Genomic DNA, 14980 nt, shown 5'->3' on the forward strand with positions numbered 1-14980 from the left:
ATGGGGTGGCAGGGCGGTGATCCTGACGGCTGGCGTGACCGCGCGCTGGCCCATACCCGCGCGCTGATCCTGCCCGACCTGCCCCCGGTGCCTTTTGCGCCGATGGTCGAGGCTGAGGAGGACCGCGGCGATCATGTTATCCGCCTGCTGCGGCTGCATCTGGCCGAAGGCCTGTCCGCGCCCGCGCTTTTTGCTGTGCCGAAAGGGCAGGGGCCGTTTCCGGCCGTTCTGGCGCTGCATGATCACGGGTCCGAGTTTCGCATCGGCAAGGAAAAGTGCCTTGCCCCGCCCGGCCCGGTGCCCGAGGCCGCAGAGCTTTGGTGGGGCAGGTTCTTTGGCGGCCGCCCGATGGCCCAGGACCTGCTGCGCCGCGGCTATGCCGTGTTGTCGGTCGATGCCTTGGGCTGGGGCGGGCGACCGGGCAATGGCTATGCCGACCAGCAGGCGCTGGCCGCGAACCTGCTGAACCTTGGCCTGTCGGCGGCAGGGCTGATGGCCTGGGAAGATCTGCGCGCCGCCGAATTCCTGGCCACCTGCGCCGAGGTGGATCCTGGCCGTATTGCCGCGGTCGGCTTTTCGATGGGCGCCTTCCGGGCATGGCAGGTGGCGGCCCTGTCGCCGCATGTCGGCGCCTGTGTGGCGGCCTGCTGGATGGCCAGCCTGCCGGGCCTGCTGGTCGAGGGGAACAACCAGATCCGTGGCCAGTCGGCCTTCTGGATGACGCATCCGATGCTTTACCGCGATCTTGATCTGCCCGACATCGCTGCGTTGGCGGCGCCAAAACCGGCGCTGTTCCTGACCGGGTTGGCCGATCCCTTGTTTCCGCCTGCGGCGGTGGACCCGGCCTTCGACCGGCTTGCCGCGGTCTGGTCGGCGCAGGGTGCCGCCAAAAGACTGGCGCTGCACCGACTGCCCGGAGGGCACCATTTCGGACCGGACCGGCAGGCGCTGGCCTTCGACTGGCTGGATCGTCGGCTTTGATGGCCACGCAGACGGGGCTTGCCTGCCCTGCGGCATTCGCGCTAGCACGGATGGATACATGTCAGACAGATCGGTTCGCCCTCATGCCAGTCCAAGCCAAGCCTGTTCCGCCCAAGGAGGATTCGCTGGCCACGCGGGTCAGCGCCACGCTGCGCCGCGCGTTGGATGCGGGAGAGTATCGTCCCGGCGACAAGCTGCCCAGCGAGGCGGAACTGACCCGCATCCATTCCGTCAGCCGCACCGTCGTGCGTGAGGCCATCGCCGCCCTGCGATCCGATGGTCTGGTCGAGGCGCGCAAGGGGGCAGGCGTTTTCGTCCTTGACCCGGCCGAGCGTCCGGGCCGGGCCTTCGACGATCTGACGACCGCGCGGATTTCATCGGTCATCGAGCTTCTGGAACTGCGCACCGCCTGCGAGATCGAGGCGGCAGCGCTGGCAGCGGTGCGCCGTTCTCCCAGCCAGCTGGAGGCGATCCATGACGCGCATGAGGCAATCGTCGGCTGCCTGCGGCGGGGCGAACCGACGCGGGATGCCGACTTCGCCTTTCACCTTGCCGTGGCCGAGGCGACCCAGAACCGGCGGTTTCCGGAATTCCTGCTGCTGATCCGCTCGGGCATCATTCCCCGGGGCGAGTTGCAGGGGGCGGAGCCGGGGGCGCGGCCCAAGGACTACAACCTGCATCTGCAGGAGGAGCACCGGCGGATTCTGGATGCGATCATCGAGGGGGACGGGGCGGCCGCCCGGGACCGGATGCGCGCGCATCTGCGCGGCAGCCTTGATCGTTATCAGGAGCTGCTGCGCTTTACCCCGCGCAACGGCTGAGCTGATTCTTGTCTGACAGCATCGCGAAAGCTATAAGGTCAGGGCGCAATCGCAAAAGGTGCTTCCGATGACCCTTCCCGTCTTTCCCGTGCACAGCCCCGACACCGGCATCCGCCGTCAGGTTCTGGCGGAATCCCCCGCGCAGATGGTGGTGTCCTTCCGCTTTGAAAGCGGCGCAGAAGGCAAGCCGCACAATCACCCGCATGTGCAATCGACCTATGTTGCCAAGGGGGTTTTCGAATTTCACCGTGCAGGAGAGACCTTTCTGCTTCGGCCCGGCGACAGCTTGGTGATCCCGTCCGGCGTCACGCATGGCTGCACCTGTCTGGAAGAGGGGGAATTGATCGACGTCTTCTCGCCCCGGCGCGACGACTTCCTCTGATCCGGCTTGACTTGCGTATTCTTGCGTGACAGATATCAGACAACTTGTCTTACAGGTTGATGCTTCTGTCAGATTCGCCCTGCGGTGAACTGACGCCAGAGGGGGGAACATGGCCGTATCCAGTCTGCGCCTGAAACGGGCGGCCGGGCAGGTCGCGACGATTGCGATCACCTTGTTCGGTCTTTTGCTGCTGACCTTTGTCATCGGCCGGATGATGCCGGCCGATCCGGTCCGCGCCATCATTGGCGAGGACGCCTCGCAGGAAACCTATCAGATGGTCTTCCGGCAGCTCGGGCTGGACCGCCCGGTCTGGGAACAGTTCCTGCGCTATCTGGGCGATGTGCTGACGGGCAACTTCGGCACATCCATCCGCACCGGCCAGCCCGTCATCAACGATATCCTGCATGTGATGCCGGCCACGATCGAGCTTGCCACCTTTGCCATCCTGATCGGGGCGGGTCTGGGCATTCCGATGGGGGTGACGGCTGCGGTGAACAAGGACCGCTGGCCCGACCATCTGGTCCGCGTCTTCAGCCTGTTCGGGCATTCGATGCCGATCTTCTGGACCGGGATGATCGCGCTTCTGGTGTTTTACGCCAAGTTGGGCTGGGTCGGCGGTTCGGGCCGGATGGAACAATTCTACATCGGTCTGGTCGATGAACGCACCGGGTTCCTGCTCCTTGATTCCGCGATGGCGGGCGAATGGGATGTGTTCTGGTCGGCGGTGAACCATCTGATCCTGCCGGCCAGCCTCTTGGGCTATTCTTCCTCGGCCTATATCACCCGCATGACCCGCAGCTTCATGCTGGACCAGCTGGGGCAGGAATACATGGTGACGGCCCGGGTGAAGGGCCTGTCGCGCGGCCAGACCATCTGGCGCCATGCCTTCGGCAATATCCGCGTGCAGCTGGTGACGATCATCGCCCTGGCCTATGGCGGGTTGCTGGAAGGGGCAGTCCTGATCGAGACGGTCTTTGCCTGGCCCGGCTTTGGCCAATACCTGACCAACAACCTGATCACCGGCGACATGAATGCGGTGATGACCTGTGTCCTGATCGTGGGCGTCATCTTCATCGCGCTGAACCTGCTGTCCGACATCCTGTATCGCCTCTTTGACCCGAGGACGAAATGACCAGCACCCCTGACTTCCGCCTTCCGGCATCGCTTCTGGCCATGCGGAACATCATCCGCTTTCTGTGGCGGACACCCACCTCGGCCTTCGGGCTGATCGTGCTGGGTGTCCTGATCCTGACCGCGCTTTTCGCGCCGTGGATCGCCACGCATGACCCCTATGTCCAGAACCTGAGTAATGTGCTGCAGCCGCCCGGCAACGGCCATCTGTTCGGCACGGATGAGTTGGGCCGTGACATCTTTTCCCGGCTGGTCTGGGGATCGCGCATCACGCTGCGGATCATCTTTCTGGTCTCCATCGTCGTGGGGCCGATCGGGCTGATGGTCGGCACCACCGCCGGATATATCGGCGGGCGGTTCGACACGGTGATGATGCGGATCACCGACATCTTCCTGTCCTTCCCCTCGCTGATCCTGTCCCTGGCCTTTGTGGCGGCGCTTGGTCCCAGCCTGAACAATGCAATCATCGCCATTGGCCTGACCGCCTGGCCGCCCATTGCCCGGCTGGCACGGGCCGAGACGCTGACCTTCCGCAAGGCGGATTACATCGCGGCGGCCCGGCTTCAGGGGGCATCCTCCATGCGGATCATCGTGAAATCCATCATGCCGATGTGCCTGCCCTCGGTGATGATCCGGCTGACGCTGAACATGGCGACGGTGATCCTGACCGCGGCGGGGCTTGGCTTTCTGGGCCTTGGCGCACAGCCGCCGCTGCCGGAATGGGGTGCGATGATCGCCACCGGGCGGCGCTACATGATCGACAGCTGGTGGCTGGTCACCTTCCCGGGACTCTGCATCCTGTCGGTCAGCCTTGCCTTCAACCTTCTGGGCGACGGGCTGCGCGATGCGCTGGACCCCAAGCAGATGAACCAGCGGTGAGCGTGATGGAAAAGCCCATCCTTGACGTGAAAAACCTGTCGATCCGCTATCCCGGGGCCGCAGCAGATGCCGTGCGCGGGGTGACCTTCCAGCTGGGCCGCGAACGCCTTGGCATCGTGGGCGAAAGCGGATCGGGCAAATCCACCGTGGGCCGGGCGCTGCTGCGCCTGTTGCCCGGTGCGGTGATCCGGGCCGATCAGCTGCGGTTCGAGGAGCTGGACCTGCTGTCCCTGTCCGAACGGGCCATGCTGAAGGTCCGCGGGCGTCGCATGTCGATGATCCTGCAGGACCCGAAATTCAGCCTGAACCCCATTCAGCGCGTTGGCCATCAGGTGGCCGAGACCTATCTGCGCCATTTCCGCTGCACCCGGGCCGAGGCGAAGGCCAAGGTGCTGGAGATGCTGGCGGCGGTGAAGATCCGCGATCCGGAACGGGTGCATGACCTGTATCCGCATGAGATTTCGGGCGGTATGGGCCAGCGGGTGATGATCGCCATGATGCTGCTGGCCGACCCCGATCTGGTGATCGCGGATGAGCCGACCAGCGCGCTGGACGTGACCGTTCGGCTTCAGGTGCTGAACATTCTGGACGGGCTGGTGCGGGATCGTGGCATCGGGCTGATCATGATTTCCCACGACCTGAACCTTGTGCGCAATTTCTGTGACCGGGTGCTGATCATGTATGCGGGCCGGGTGGTCGAGCTGCTGAAATCGGGTGAGTTCGACCGCGCCCGGCATCCCTATACCCAAGGTCTGCTGGCCGCGCAGCCGCGTATCGGCGGGTCGCGCCAGCCGCTGGCGGTGCTGGACCGCAAACCGGAATGGAAAGAGGAGCCGCTGGCATGACCGCCGCCGTCGAAATCCGCGACCTTTCGATCAGCTTCGGCGCGGCGAAGATCCTGCCCTCGGTCACGCTGGATGTGCGGCCGGGCGAATGCTTCGGCCTTGTCGGCGAAAGCGGCTCGGGCAAGTCGACCGTCCTCCGCTGCATCTCGATGCTGAATGATTTCTGGACCGGCCGGGTTACCATCGGCGGGCGGGACGTGCGCAAGGTGCCGGTCAAGGAACGCTGCCGCATGTTGCAGATGGTGTTCCAGGACCCCTATGGCAGCCTGCATCCGCGCCAGTCGGTGCGCACCGTCCTGTCCGAACCGCTACGCATCCACGGCCTTGACCGGCGCGAGGAACGTATGCGTCAGGCCATGGTCGATGTCGGCCTGCCGGTGGATTTTCTGGAACGGTTCCCGCATCAGCTTTCGGGTGGGCAGCGTCAGCGGGTGGCGATTGCCCGCGCGCTGATCCTTGAACAGGGATTTCGCGCCATTGCGGCAGGACGGCCCGCCATGGTCATCGCGGCAGGTGGTGCGCCCGCCGATCCCGTCGCCCGTGACGCGCGCCAGCCCTGCCAACTCCCGCTCCAGCACCATCGGCCACTGGAATTCCGGCGGATGGCGCAGCCCGGTGGCGGGATCCGCCCCCCAGGTCAGGCTGTCACCGAAGGCGAGGATCTGCTTCATCAGCGTCTTACCCGACCCGGTTGTTCTCGATGAAGTCGAAGTCGATGTCTTCGCCCAGACCGGGCCTGTTGGGCACATGGACATAGCCTTCGGCATCCATCGGGTCGGACAAGGATTTCAGGTAGTCATGCCCGTCGTCATATTCCAGGAACGGGTGCAGCAGCCCGCGTTCGTACCAGCGGCAGTTCTTGGTTGCGGCCACCACATGCAGGTTCATCGCCGTGTTGCCATGGACCTCACACTCCATGCCGAAAGCCTCGGCCAGATGCATGGTCTTCAGCGCCGGGGTGATGCCGCCCACATCGTTCACGCCGGTGCGCAGGATGTCGCAGGCACCCTGCTTGATCCATTCGGCCCGGTGCCAATGCTTGCCCGCGGCGCTTTCGGGCCCGATCACCGGAATGTCCAGATTGTCCGCCAGCCATTTGTAGGAGGACATGGACTGCTCATCCATCGCCTCTTCGATCCAGTCAAAGCCCAGCTTTTCCAGACCCTTGCCAAGCGCCAGCGCATCGCTGCGCGAATACCAGTGGAAAGCGTCGATCATCAGGCTGAAATCGGGTCCCACCGCCTCGCGCACGGCGGCACAGGCCTTCAGGTCCATCTTCACATCGGGCGCCCAGCTGACGGGCGGCATCCAGGTGTGCAGCTTGATGCCCTTGTAGCCGCGTTTCTTCAGCGTTTCGGCGAAGCGGCCGTAATCTTCCGGCGTGGCCAGCCCGCCCTCCATCTCGTCGCCGCACATGATGCTGCCATAGGCCAGAACCTTGTCGCGGTAACCGCCGATCAGCTTGTAGACCGGCTGGTTCAGCGCGCGGCCCGCCAGATCCCACAGGGCGCAGTCGACAACCGCCAGCGACCTGTCAGTCAGCTGTGCCGCCGATCCGCGCTGCCAATGCGCCAGATCCTGCCACAGCCTTTCGCGGTCGCGGTGATCCTGCCCGATCAGAACCTTCCTGACGAATTTCTCGATGATATGCGGGCGAACGATCTCGGGCGCGGTAAAGGAATGGCCTTCGTGGCCATCTTCGGTGCGAATGGTCAGCATCGCCTGCTGAACCTTGTGTGCCGGACCAGGATGGGCATGACCCGCACTGTCCGAGTGCCGGCGGGTCGTGGTGTTGAAAACCCTGACCTCGACATCGGTGATGATCATGTCTGCCCCCTGTGATCGTGCCGCGGAATCATCGCGTGTCCGACTCTTCTAGTTTCATGTATGTCTGGATGTCAATATCTGTCATACAAGTTGCAGAAGCAAGACGCCGCCGTCCGGAAAATCAGGGCGGGGAAGGCTTCGACAGTCCAAACCGGAACAACGCGCATGTCCTTGCCGGAGATGGTGAGGGTACAGGCCCAAGGATCACGCTGTCCCCCGCGGTTGAAGCGGTTACGGGTCATGATCGGAGGTGTGGGGGCGGCTGATCTGCCTGCGGCAGTCGGCCCGCAGGCCGCGGAGGATGTGGTTGATGAGGCGCTTATGCCCGGCCTGCAGCGCCCCGATGCCATGCCGCATCGGCAAACGGCTTGGGCCGGGCAGGCGCGGCCTGCCGGAGATGTCGCGGCGGTCTGGGGGTCCCGGCGTCGATGGTGATTTCGCCGCCCGGGCAGGACCTTACACGCCCGCCGTGGCATGGATGGCGTTGCGCGCCGTCACATCCTTAACCGCAGGTCAAGCGGCCGGCGTCATCCAGAAGGGTTTGCGCGAGGGTCCCTTTCGGGCTCATTGGCGCACAAGCGGCGCGACATCCTGCATGAAAAGGGTAAGGCTGCCGGCGGCCGCTTCCCAGGCCAGCGGACCGGAGCGGAAGCCGGTGATGACCCCACCCAGACCCAGATCGCGCAGTTTCACGAATTCCGCGGCGATCTGGCCGACCTCGCCGCATAGCAGCCCCTTTGAGGTGCCCGGAACAGCACCCGCCGGCGCGATGTCCTTTGCATGCGGTGGCAGACCCTGCGCGGCATAGGTCTGTCGGCGCATCGCGGCACGGTTCTCCACCATCTGACGCATTGCTTCGCCGCCAATGCGCCGGGCCTCGGCCTCGGTCTGTGCGACATAGACATTGCGCCAGACCCAGCAGCGCGACAGCCGGTCGCGGATCGCGTCTTCGCCGTAGCCCGTCTCGGCCAGAAGCGCACGGTAGCGGGCAACCCGGTGTGCCGTCTCGTCAAAGGATTGCGGCCCCAGCAGCAGCGGCTCTCCGCGCAGTGCCAGAGTGGTCAGCGTGGCCTCGGTCGCGGCAGGCTTGATGAAGGCGGGCTTTCCGTGGCTGGCCGGGCGGGGACGGAAGGCGGGCGCGTTAACCTTCCAGAAATTGCCGTCGAACCGCAGGGCGCCTTCGCTGGTCCAGGCCTGTTCCAGAATGGCCAGAATTTCCTGATGGCGGGCCTCGGCCTCATTGGGATCAATATCATATCCCTGATACTCATAGATATTCCCGTTGGACCCCCTGCCGATGCCGATGGTCAGCCGCCCCTGCGCCAGGATGTCCAAAAGGGCCAGCTGTTCGGCCAGCCGCACCGGGTGGTAAAGCGAGGTCTGGAGGACCGCGAAACCGACACCGATCCGCGAGGTCCGTCCCAGCAGGTTGGATGCAAAGGTGATCGGGTCGACATAGGCGCAGTTGCCGTCGAAATGATGCTCGGCCAGCCAGAGCATGTCGACGCCGAGCCGTTCGGAAAGCTGCGCTTCGGCCAGCGTCTCATGAATGCGCGCGGCGTCGCCGTCCGGCGAGGCGCTTTCGGGGAAAAGCATATTGCCGATCTTCACCGGGGGCCTCCTTGCAGGCGGGCGGGGCCGGATCGGGCGGACCGCTGGGGCGCGGCGCCGGCCGACATCAGTTCATGACCATGGGCGACCGGCGCCGGGTGGCTGTCGGCCAGGCATTCATCATGGTTGGCCAGAATCGAGATGGCCCGGCAGGTGGCCATGCGGTCATGGGCGCATTCGTGCACCATCCGGGCCAGCTCGGCGCGCAGAAGCTCCAGCTGTGCGATGCGCTGTTCCACATTGGCCAGATGCCTCAACACGATGCCATCTGCCTCGGCGCAGGAGGATTGCGGCGCCTCGGACAGGGTTAGCAGGTCGCGGATCGCCTCGATATCGAACCCCAGTTCGCGGGCATGGCGAATGAAGCTCAGCCGCTCGACGGCCGCCAGATCGTAGAACCGGCGGTTTCCTTCGCTGCGCGGTGCCCGGGGGATCAGGCCGATGGATTCGTAATACCGGATGGTCGGAATCTTGATCCGCGACCGGCGGGACAGTTCGCCAATTGGAATGTTCATGCAGGATCTCCGGCTTGGATCACGGATGCGGGGCGGGCCAGCGGCGGTGCAGATCGTCGATGACGAAACGGTGGCTGTGGCGCGTGCCGCCGATCACGATCCCCTCGCGCAGATGGGGATGATCGGCGGGCAGATCGTCATGGCTGTGGGCCAGTTCCTCGGGGTCGCGGGCGGGCCAGAGCGCGGCAGTTGCGGCCAGACAGAGCAGGCTGAACAGGCCTAGTGCGGGCGCCGAGGCATCGGCTCCGAAAGCCGCGCTGCTGAAGCCCACCACAAGATAGGCCACCAGCCAGCAGCAATGGGTCTGCATCACCTGCGCCGCGAACAGATGGTGCAGCGCCTCCGGTGCGGAGGAGCGGCGCACCACCCGGGCCGCGGGGATCAGTGCCAGACTGTATCCGGCGCCCATCAGGAACCATACGGGCAACAGTGCAGCAAAGCCCGGCAACAGATATTGCAGGATTGTCAGCACGGCCATGCTGGTGCCTGCCGCCAGAATGGCGCTGCGGTCGCTGATACGGTCCAGGAGGCGGGGGGTCAGCAGCGAAGACGCGGCAGCCCCGCAGCCAAACGCGCCATAGGCGATGGCGGTGAAATGTTCCGGCAGGCCGAACCTTCCCTGCACAATCACGACCGTGTTCAGAAACACGGTGGCGGCGGCACAGGCCACGGCCAGATCCGCGGCCACCAATGCGCGCAGGCGGGGTGTGCGGCTGTAGATGCGGATGCCCCGCAGCGCACCGCGCAGGCCCGCCCGCTGCTGTGCGGTCGCGGGGACCTGCGGCAGGCGGATCCGGGTCAGCACCAGTGCGGCCAGCACGAACCCGACCGCCGTCACGAAGAACAGGTTCGGCGGCGCCACCATGAACAGCAGGGCGCCGACGATGATCGGGCTGGCCACCTGCTCCATCGAATAGGACAGCCGGGTCATGCCGACGGCGCGGGTAAAGCGCGCCTCGTCGGGGAATATCTGGCTCAGCACCGTCTGCATCAGCGGCACGAAGGCCGCGGTGGCCGAATGGATCAGCAGCACGACCAGCACCGCCTGCCATACGCTGTCAGACAGGGGCAGCAGCAGCACAACCGCGGCCCGGAACAGGCACAGCCCGATCAGGGCCGACTTGCGGTCGATCCTGATGCCTGAAGACAGAGGCGCAATGGTTATGAAGGCCAGCATCTTGGTGATGTAGAACAGCCCGATCACCGCCCCGGCGCGGTCGCCGGCCACGGAATAGGCGAAATAGGACAGGCCGACGATCGTGACCCCGTTGCCCAGAAGCCCAAGCGTCTGGGCACCGAAGAGGATGCGGAAGGCGCGCTCGGTGAAGATGCCACTCATGGCTGGGCGTCTTCGTGTCCACCGGGAACGGTATATTCCAGCAGCGAGCTGTAGGGGGCAAAGCCCGTGCGCAGCCAGAAAACCCGTCCGCCGGGGTTGTTCTCGATCACCTCCAGCACCACGCGGTCAGCGGGGCGGAAGCGGCTGGCGGCAAGTGCCTCGAAAGCGGCCTGTCCCATGCCGTCCCGGCGGTAGTGCCGGGCAATGTAGAACTGGCGGAGGAACACGCGCTCGCCCCCCGGATTGGTGGGGTCGGCCTCACGCCGATAGGTGGCATAGCCGACGATCTCGTCCCCCAGAAGGAACAGATCGACGCTCCAGCCCTCCTGCCCGACAAAGCGGTGAAAGCGCTCTTCCATCTCGGCCACGCTCATCGGGTTGCGGTGGCCTTCGTCATCGGCCAGCTCGCGGTTCATCCGGGCCAGCAGGGGGAAGTCTCCGGGCTGATGGCCACGCAGGCTGACCTTGCCGGTGAATCGCGACGGGGGCGCCCCTTCGCCGGTGCGGATCTGCGCCTGCATGCCTGAGCTGTCGCCGTGCGGTCCCAGATATTGCAGAACCTCATCCCGCTCTGTCGATATGTGGCCGCGCAACGTGTCCATCACCCGGTCGGTGTTGCGCTCTCGCAGGGCGCTGAAGATGGCGCCGTGATCCTGGGCGGCGGCGCGCAATTCTTCGGGATTGGGGTTCATCATCAGATGGACCAGCCGAAGCTCGGTCGCCAGCTTGTTGAAGGTTTCCGCGATCCGCAGGTTGTGCCCGGCCCGGCACAGCGCCAGGTGAAAGGCGACATCGGCCTCGATCATGCGGCCGCGGGCATTGGACAGCGCGGCCATCTCTGTATCGCGCAGCGCCTGATCCATGGCGCGCAGGTCTTCGGGCGTGGCCAGCCGCACCGCTTCGCCCACGGCCGTGCATTCCAGAACCTCGCGCAGCGCATAGATTTCCGCCACTTCCCGCTGGTTCAGCTTGCGCACGAAAGAGCCGCGATAGGCGAAGGATTCCAGAAGCCCCGCCTCCTGCAGCTGGCGTGTCGCCTCGCGCACGGGGCCGCGGCTGACATTCAGGCGCTCAGCGATCTCCACCTCGTTCAGCTTTTCGCCGGGGCGGAGCTCTCCGTTCAGGATGATGTTGGTCATCTCCTCGACAACGATTTCGGCAAGCGGTCTGCGACTGGTGATGTTGGCCGTACTGGACGTCATGATGCTTCCTTGCGTGCTGAGGCAGCCTAGCATTCAGTCATTGGAGAATGCAAATATTAAATTGTTGACAGTTTAATGAAGAACGACAACAGTTCACCAAAGCGCCACCGGCGTGACAGACCGAGATTCTCCACTCATGCGATCACACATCTTCACAGACGACTTCCGTATCGAGCCGCAGTGGTGGGATGTTGCGCGCCCGGCCTCGGCGGGTGGCGAACTGCCGGCGCGGGCCGACCTGCTGATCGTGGGGGCTGGCCTCTGCGGGTTGAGCGCGGCCCGCCGGGCGCTGGATCTGGGGGCGGTTCCGGTGGTTCTGGATGCCGGTGCCATCGGTGGCGGCGCCAGCTCTCGCAGCGGCGCCATGGCCTCCAGTGCGCAAAAGCTGCTGATCAGCGGCGCCGCCCAAGGGTTGCCGACGAATGTGGTGGCCGAACTGGTCGATCAGCACACAATGGCGCTGGATCACATCCGCCGGACGGCGGCGGAGGCCGGGATTGATGCGGGCTATCAGGCCAGCGGACGGCTGTTCCTGGCCGCCGTTCCCGCCGATCTTGCCCGGTTCGAGGGTCATGCCCGCATCCTGCGCGAACGTGGCGGCATGCGGGCCCGGGTGATCGGGCGCACCGAACTGTCGGCCGAGATCGCGACGCCCCATTATCACGGGGGCCTGCTGGTCGAGGATTTCGGCGGACTTCACCCGTCGCTTTTCGCGGCATCGCTGGCGGCGGATGTCGCCCGGCGCGGTGGCGTTCTGCGTTCGCATGCCCGGGTGGTCTCGGTGCGCCGCGAGGCGGCAGGTTTCCGGGTGGTCAGCACCGCGGGGACGATCCTCGCCCGTCAGGTGTTGTTCGCCACCAATGGCTATACCGATGCCGCATTGCCCCCGGTGCGCCGCCGGATCGCGGCGGTCGGCTCTTTCATGATCGCGACCGAGGATATGGGCAGGGACCGGGTCAAGGCGCTGATGCCGGGCCTGCGCATGTATTCCGACACCAAGCGCAGCCTCTGGTTCTTCCGCCCCTCGACCGATGGCGGGCGCATCCTCTTCGGGGCGCGGCCCGGCATCGCCCCATCGCAGCCCCGGGCCGCGGCGGTCAAGCTGCATGGCTTTCTGGGCACTGTATTCCCGTCCCTGCGGGATGTGCGGATCAGCCATGCCTGGACCGGCACCATCGCCATGACCCGCCGGCATGTGCAGCATATCGGGCAGTATGACGGCATCTGGTTCGCCGTGGGCTGCAACGGCAGCGGCGTTGTCATCATGCCATGGCTGGGCCGTCTGGCGGTCGAGCGCCTGCTGGGCCACCGCACCGCCCCCACTGTCTTTGAGCGGATAGATTTCGGGCGGATGCCGAATCTTGCCGGGACCTCCTGGTATGTTCCCTTCGCCGCCGGTGCCTTCGCCCTTGGGGACTGGCTGGATCGCAAACGTGCCGGCGTCTGACCGGACAAGTAACAGGAGGCCGCAGATGAAAGACCACAGCACCGACACCAGCGCCTGGACAGCACGGGCCGCAGCCCTGCAGCCCTCTGGCAAGGCCTTCATAGACGGCCGCCCGGTTGCCGCGGCAGACGGGCAGAGCTTTGACTGCATCAACCCCGCCACCGGACAGGTGATCGCCAAGGTCGCCGCCTGCGGGGCAGAGGATGTCGACAGGGCGGTAAAGGCCGCGCGCCGGTCCTTTGCGGCAGGGTCCTGGTCGCGTTGCGACCCGAGCGAACGGCGCAAAGTGCTGATCCGGCTGGCCGATCTGATCGAAGGCGCGACCGAGGAGCTTGCGCTGCTGGAATCGCTGGATACCGGAAAGCTTTTGCGCGATGCGCTGACGCTGGACATTCCCGGCTCTGCCGCCGTCTTCCGTTTCTTCGGTGAGGCCTGCGACAAGCTGCTGGATGAGGTGGTGCCGGTGGGCTCACGCGCTTTGGCCACCATCACGCGGGAGCCGGTGGGCGTGGTGGGCGCGGTCGTGCCGTGGAACTTTCCGCTGAAGATGGCCGCCTGGAAATGCGCCCCCGCGCTGGCGGCGGGCAACAGCGTGATCCTGAAACCCGCAGAGCAAAGCCCGCTGACCGCCCTGCGCCTTGCCGAACTGGCGGCAGAGGCGGGCATTCCTGACGGCGTGTTCAACGTGCTGCCCGGTTTCGGCCCCGAGGCGGGCGGCCCCATCGGCCTGCACCCCGGCATCGACTGCGTGGGTTTCACCGGATCGACCGAGATCGGCAAGAAGTTCATGATCTATGCCGGTCAGTCGAACATGAAGCGCGTCTGGCTGGAATGCGGCGGCAAAAGCGCCTTCGTCGTCTTTCCCGATACCAAGGATCTGGCCGCCGCCGCAAAGGCCGCTGCCGCCGGTATCTTTTTCAATCAGGGCGAGGTCTGCTCGGCCACCTCGCGCCTGTTCGTGCACCGCGATGTGGCCGACGAATTCACTGCGCTGCTGCTGGAGGCGTCGCAGGCCTATCGCCCCGGCAATCCGTTGGACCTGTCGTCCGGCATGGGTGCGATGATCAGCGAAGAGCAGACCGCGCGGGTCATGGGCTATGTCGACAAGGGCAGGGCCGAGGCGGATCTGCTGACGGGCGGCACACGGGTCTTGGCAGAGACCGGCGGCTCTTTCATCGCCCCGACGATCTTTGGCAATGTCGACCCGAAGGCCGTGATCGCCACCGAGGAAATCTTCGGCCCCGTGCTTTCGGTGATGTCCTTCGCGACCGAGGCCGAGGTGGTCGCTGCCGCCAATGCCTCGATCTACGGGCTGGGGGCCTCGGTCTGGACCTCGGACCTCGACCGTGCCGTGCGGCTGTCGCGCGCCATGCAGGTGGGCAGCGTCAGCGTCAATGCGGTCGACAATGTGGACCTGCGCACCCCCTTTGGCGGGGTCAAGCAATCGGGCAACGGGCGCGATCTGTCGCTGCATGCGTTCGAGAAATACTGCGACCTCAAGACCACCTGGATCGCGCTGCAGGGAGAAGGTGCATGACGATCACCCTGCGCCCCGCGACCGAGGCTGATCTGCCCGACATCGCCCGCATGAACCGCGACCTGATCAACGATGAAGGTCACCGCAACCCGATGACGGTGACCGAACTGGAAGAGCGGGCCCGCGGCTTCCTGCGCGAAGGCGGCTGGCATATCGACCTCTTCCTGTCGCAGGGTGCCACCGCCGGTTTCGCCACCTGGCGCGAAGAGGCGGACATCACCGAACCCTCGGGCCGCCGGGTGTATCTGCGCCAGTTCTACATCTGCCGCGACGCCCGTGGCGGGGGGCTGGGTCGCCGGGCCTTTGAGGCGCTGATGGACCATTTCCCGGCCGACACCCGCATCCTTCTGGAGGTGCTGCACAGCAATCCGGGCGGACAGGCCTTCTGGGCCCGAATGGGCTTTGGCCCCTATGCCCATTTTGTCGAGCGCCGCTCGCCCGGCGCTCCTTCGACCCGTTGAGA

Annotated in this window: 15 protein-coding genes; 10 read left to right on the forward strand and 5 right to left on the reverse strand. The window is 65.4% G+C overall.

From position 1 onward, the window contains the following. From ACO2Q5_RS16430 to ACO2Q5_RS16460, 7 genes are all read left to right on the forward strand, one after another. Positions 1-981 (forward strand): dienelactone hydrolase family protein, encoded by a 981-nt coding sequence (locus tag ACO2Q5_RS16430; RefSeq protein ID WP_423293013.1) that lies wholly within the window; start codon positions 1-3, stop codon positions 979-981. An 83-nt stretch (positions 982-1064) separates the two neighbouring features. After that, complete coding sequence (locus tag ACO2Q5_RS16435) at positions 1065-1802, forward strand: FadR/GntR family transcriptional regulator (protein ID WP_423293015.1); 738 nt, start codon at positions 1065-1067, stop codon at positions 1800-1802. Between the two features lie 67 nt (positions 1803-1869). Beyond that, complete coding sequence (locus tag ACO2Q5_RS16440; protein WP_423293017.1) at positions 1870-2184, forward strand: cupin domain-containing protein; 315 nt, start codon at positions 1870-1872, stop codon at positions 2182-2184. Between the two features lie 109 nt (positions 2185-2293). Further along, positions 2294-3316, forward strand: coding sequence for an ABC transporter permease (locus tag ACO2Q5_RS16445; RefSeq protein WP_423293018.1), 1023 nt, complete (start codon positions 2294-2296; stop codon positions 3314-3316). Continuing rightward, positions 3313-4194: an ABC transporter permease gene (locus ACO2Q5_RS16450; RefSeq protein WP_423293020.1), complete on the forward strand. Its 882-nt coding sequence runs from the start codon at positions 3313-3315 to the stop codon at positions 4192-4194. Before ACO2Q5_RS16445 ends, ACO2Q5_RS16450 begins: the two co-directional genes overlap by 4 nt. Positions 4195-4199: 5 nt before the next feature. After that, positions 4200-5039 (forward strand): ABC transporter ATP-binding protein, encoded by an 840-nt coding sequence (locus ACO2Q5_RS16455; protein WP_423293022.1) that lies wholly within the window; start codon positions 4200-4202, stop codon positions 5037-5039. Next, the gene (locus tag ACO2Q5_RS16460) at positions 5036-5743 is read left to right on the forward strand and encodes an ABC transporter ATP-binding protein (RefSeq protein ID WP_423293023.1); all 708 of its coding nucleotides are present in this window, start codon (positions 5036-5038) and stop codon (positions 5741-5743) included. The genes ACO2Q5_RS16455 and ACO2Q5_RS16460 overlap by 4 nt, the downstream gene beginning before the upstream one ends. Here ACO2Q5_RS16460 and ACO2Q5_RS16465 read toward each other — a convergent pair. The 5 genes from ACO2Q5_RS16465 to ACO2Q5_RS16485 form a co-directional block, all read right to left on the reverse strand. Beyond that, positions 5718-6866, reverse strand: coding sequence for a mandelate racemase family protein (locus tag ACO2Q5_RS16465; protein ID WP_423293025.1), 1149 nt, complete (start codon positions 6864-6866; stop codon positions 5718-5720). The two genes, ACO2Q5_RS16460 and ACO2Q5_RS16465, sit on opposite strands and share 26 nt — an antisense overlap. Before the next feature lie 564 nt (positions 6867-7430). After that, positions 7431-8477, reverse strand: coding sequence for an LLM class flavin-dependent oxidoreductase (locus ACO2Q5_RS16470; protein ID WP_423293027.1), 1047 nt, complete (start codon positions 8475-8477; stop codon positions 7431-7433). Beyond that, positions 8474-8992 carry a MerR family transcriptional regulator gene (locus ACO2Q5_RS16475; RefSeq protein WP_423293029.1) on the reverse strand — a complete coding sequence of 173 codons (519 nt, stop codon included), beginning with the start codon at positions 8990-8992 and terminating at the stop codon, positions 8474-8476. Before ACO2Q5_RS16475 ends, ACO2Q5_RS16470 begins: the two co-directional genes overlap by 4 nt. 19 nt (positions 8993-9011) lie before the next feature. Beyond that, positions 9012-10331 carry an MFS transporter gene (locus ACO2Q5_RS16480; protein ID WP_423293031.1) on the reverse strand — a complete coding sequence of 440 codons (1320 nt, stop codon included), beginning with the start codon at positions 10329-10331 and terminating at the stop codon, positions 9012-9014. Continuing rightward, complete coding sequence (locus tag ACO2Q5_RS16485) at positions 10328-11533, reverse strand: GNAT family N-acetyltransferase (RefSeq protein WP_423293033.1); 1206 nt, start codon at positions 11531-11533, stop codon at positions 10328-10330. The genes ACO2Q5_RS16480 and ACO2Q5_RS16485 overlap by 4 nt, the downstream gene beginning before the upstream one ends. A 136-nt stretch (positions 11534-11669) precedes the next feature. Between ACO2Q5_RS16485 and ACO2Q5_RS16490 the strand changes: the two genes are divergently transcribed. Genes ACO2Q5_RS16490 through ACO2Q5_RS16500 form a run of 3 tightly spaced genes read left to right on the forward strand, consistent with a single transcriptional unit; the run spans position 11670 to position 14978 of the window. After that, positions 11670-12980, forward strand: coding sequence for an NAD(P)/FAD-dependent oxidoreductase (locus tag ACO2Q5_RS16490; RefSeq protein ID WP_423293035.1), 1311 nt, complete (start codon positions 11670-11672; stop codon positions 12978-12980). A 25-nt stretch (positions 12981-13005) separates the two neighbouring features. Next, positions 13006-14517 carry an aldehyde dehydrogenase gene (locus tag ACO2Q5_RS16495; protein ID WP_423293037.1) on the forward strand — a complete coding sequence of 504 codons (1512 nt, stop codon included), beginning with the start codon at positions 13006-13008 and terminating at the stop codon, positions 14515-14517. Next, a complete protein-coding gene (locus tag ACO2Q5_RS16500) occupies positions 14514-14978 on the forward strand; it encodes a GNAT family N-acetyltransferase (protein WP_423293039.1) in 465 nt (154 codons plus the stop codon). The genes ACO2Q5_RS16495 and ACO2Q5_RS16500 overlap by 4 nt, the downstream gene beginning before the upstream one ends. Positions 14979-14980 lie beyond the last annotated feature (2 nt).

The sequence above is a fragment of the Neotabrizicola sp. VNH66 genome (assembly GCF_049445895.1).
Taxonomy (GTDB): domain Bacteria; phylum Pseudomonadota; class Alphaproteobacteria; order Rhodobacterales; family Rhodobacteraceae; genus Pseudogemmobacter.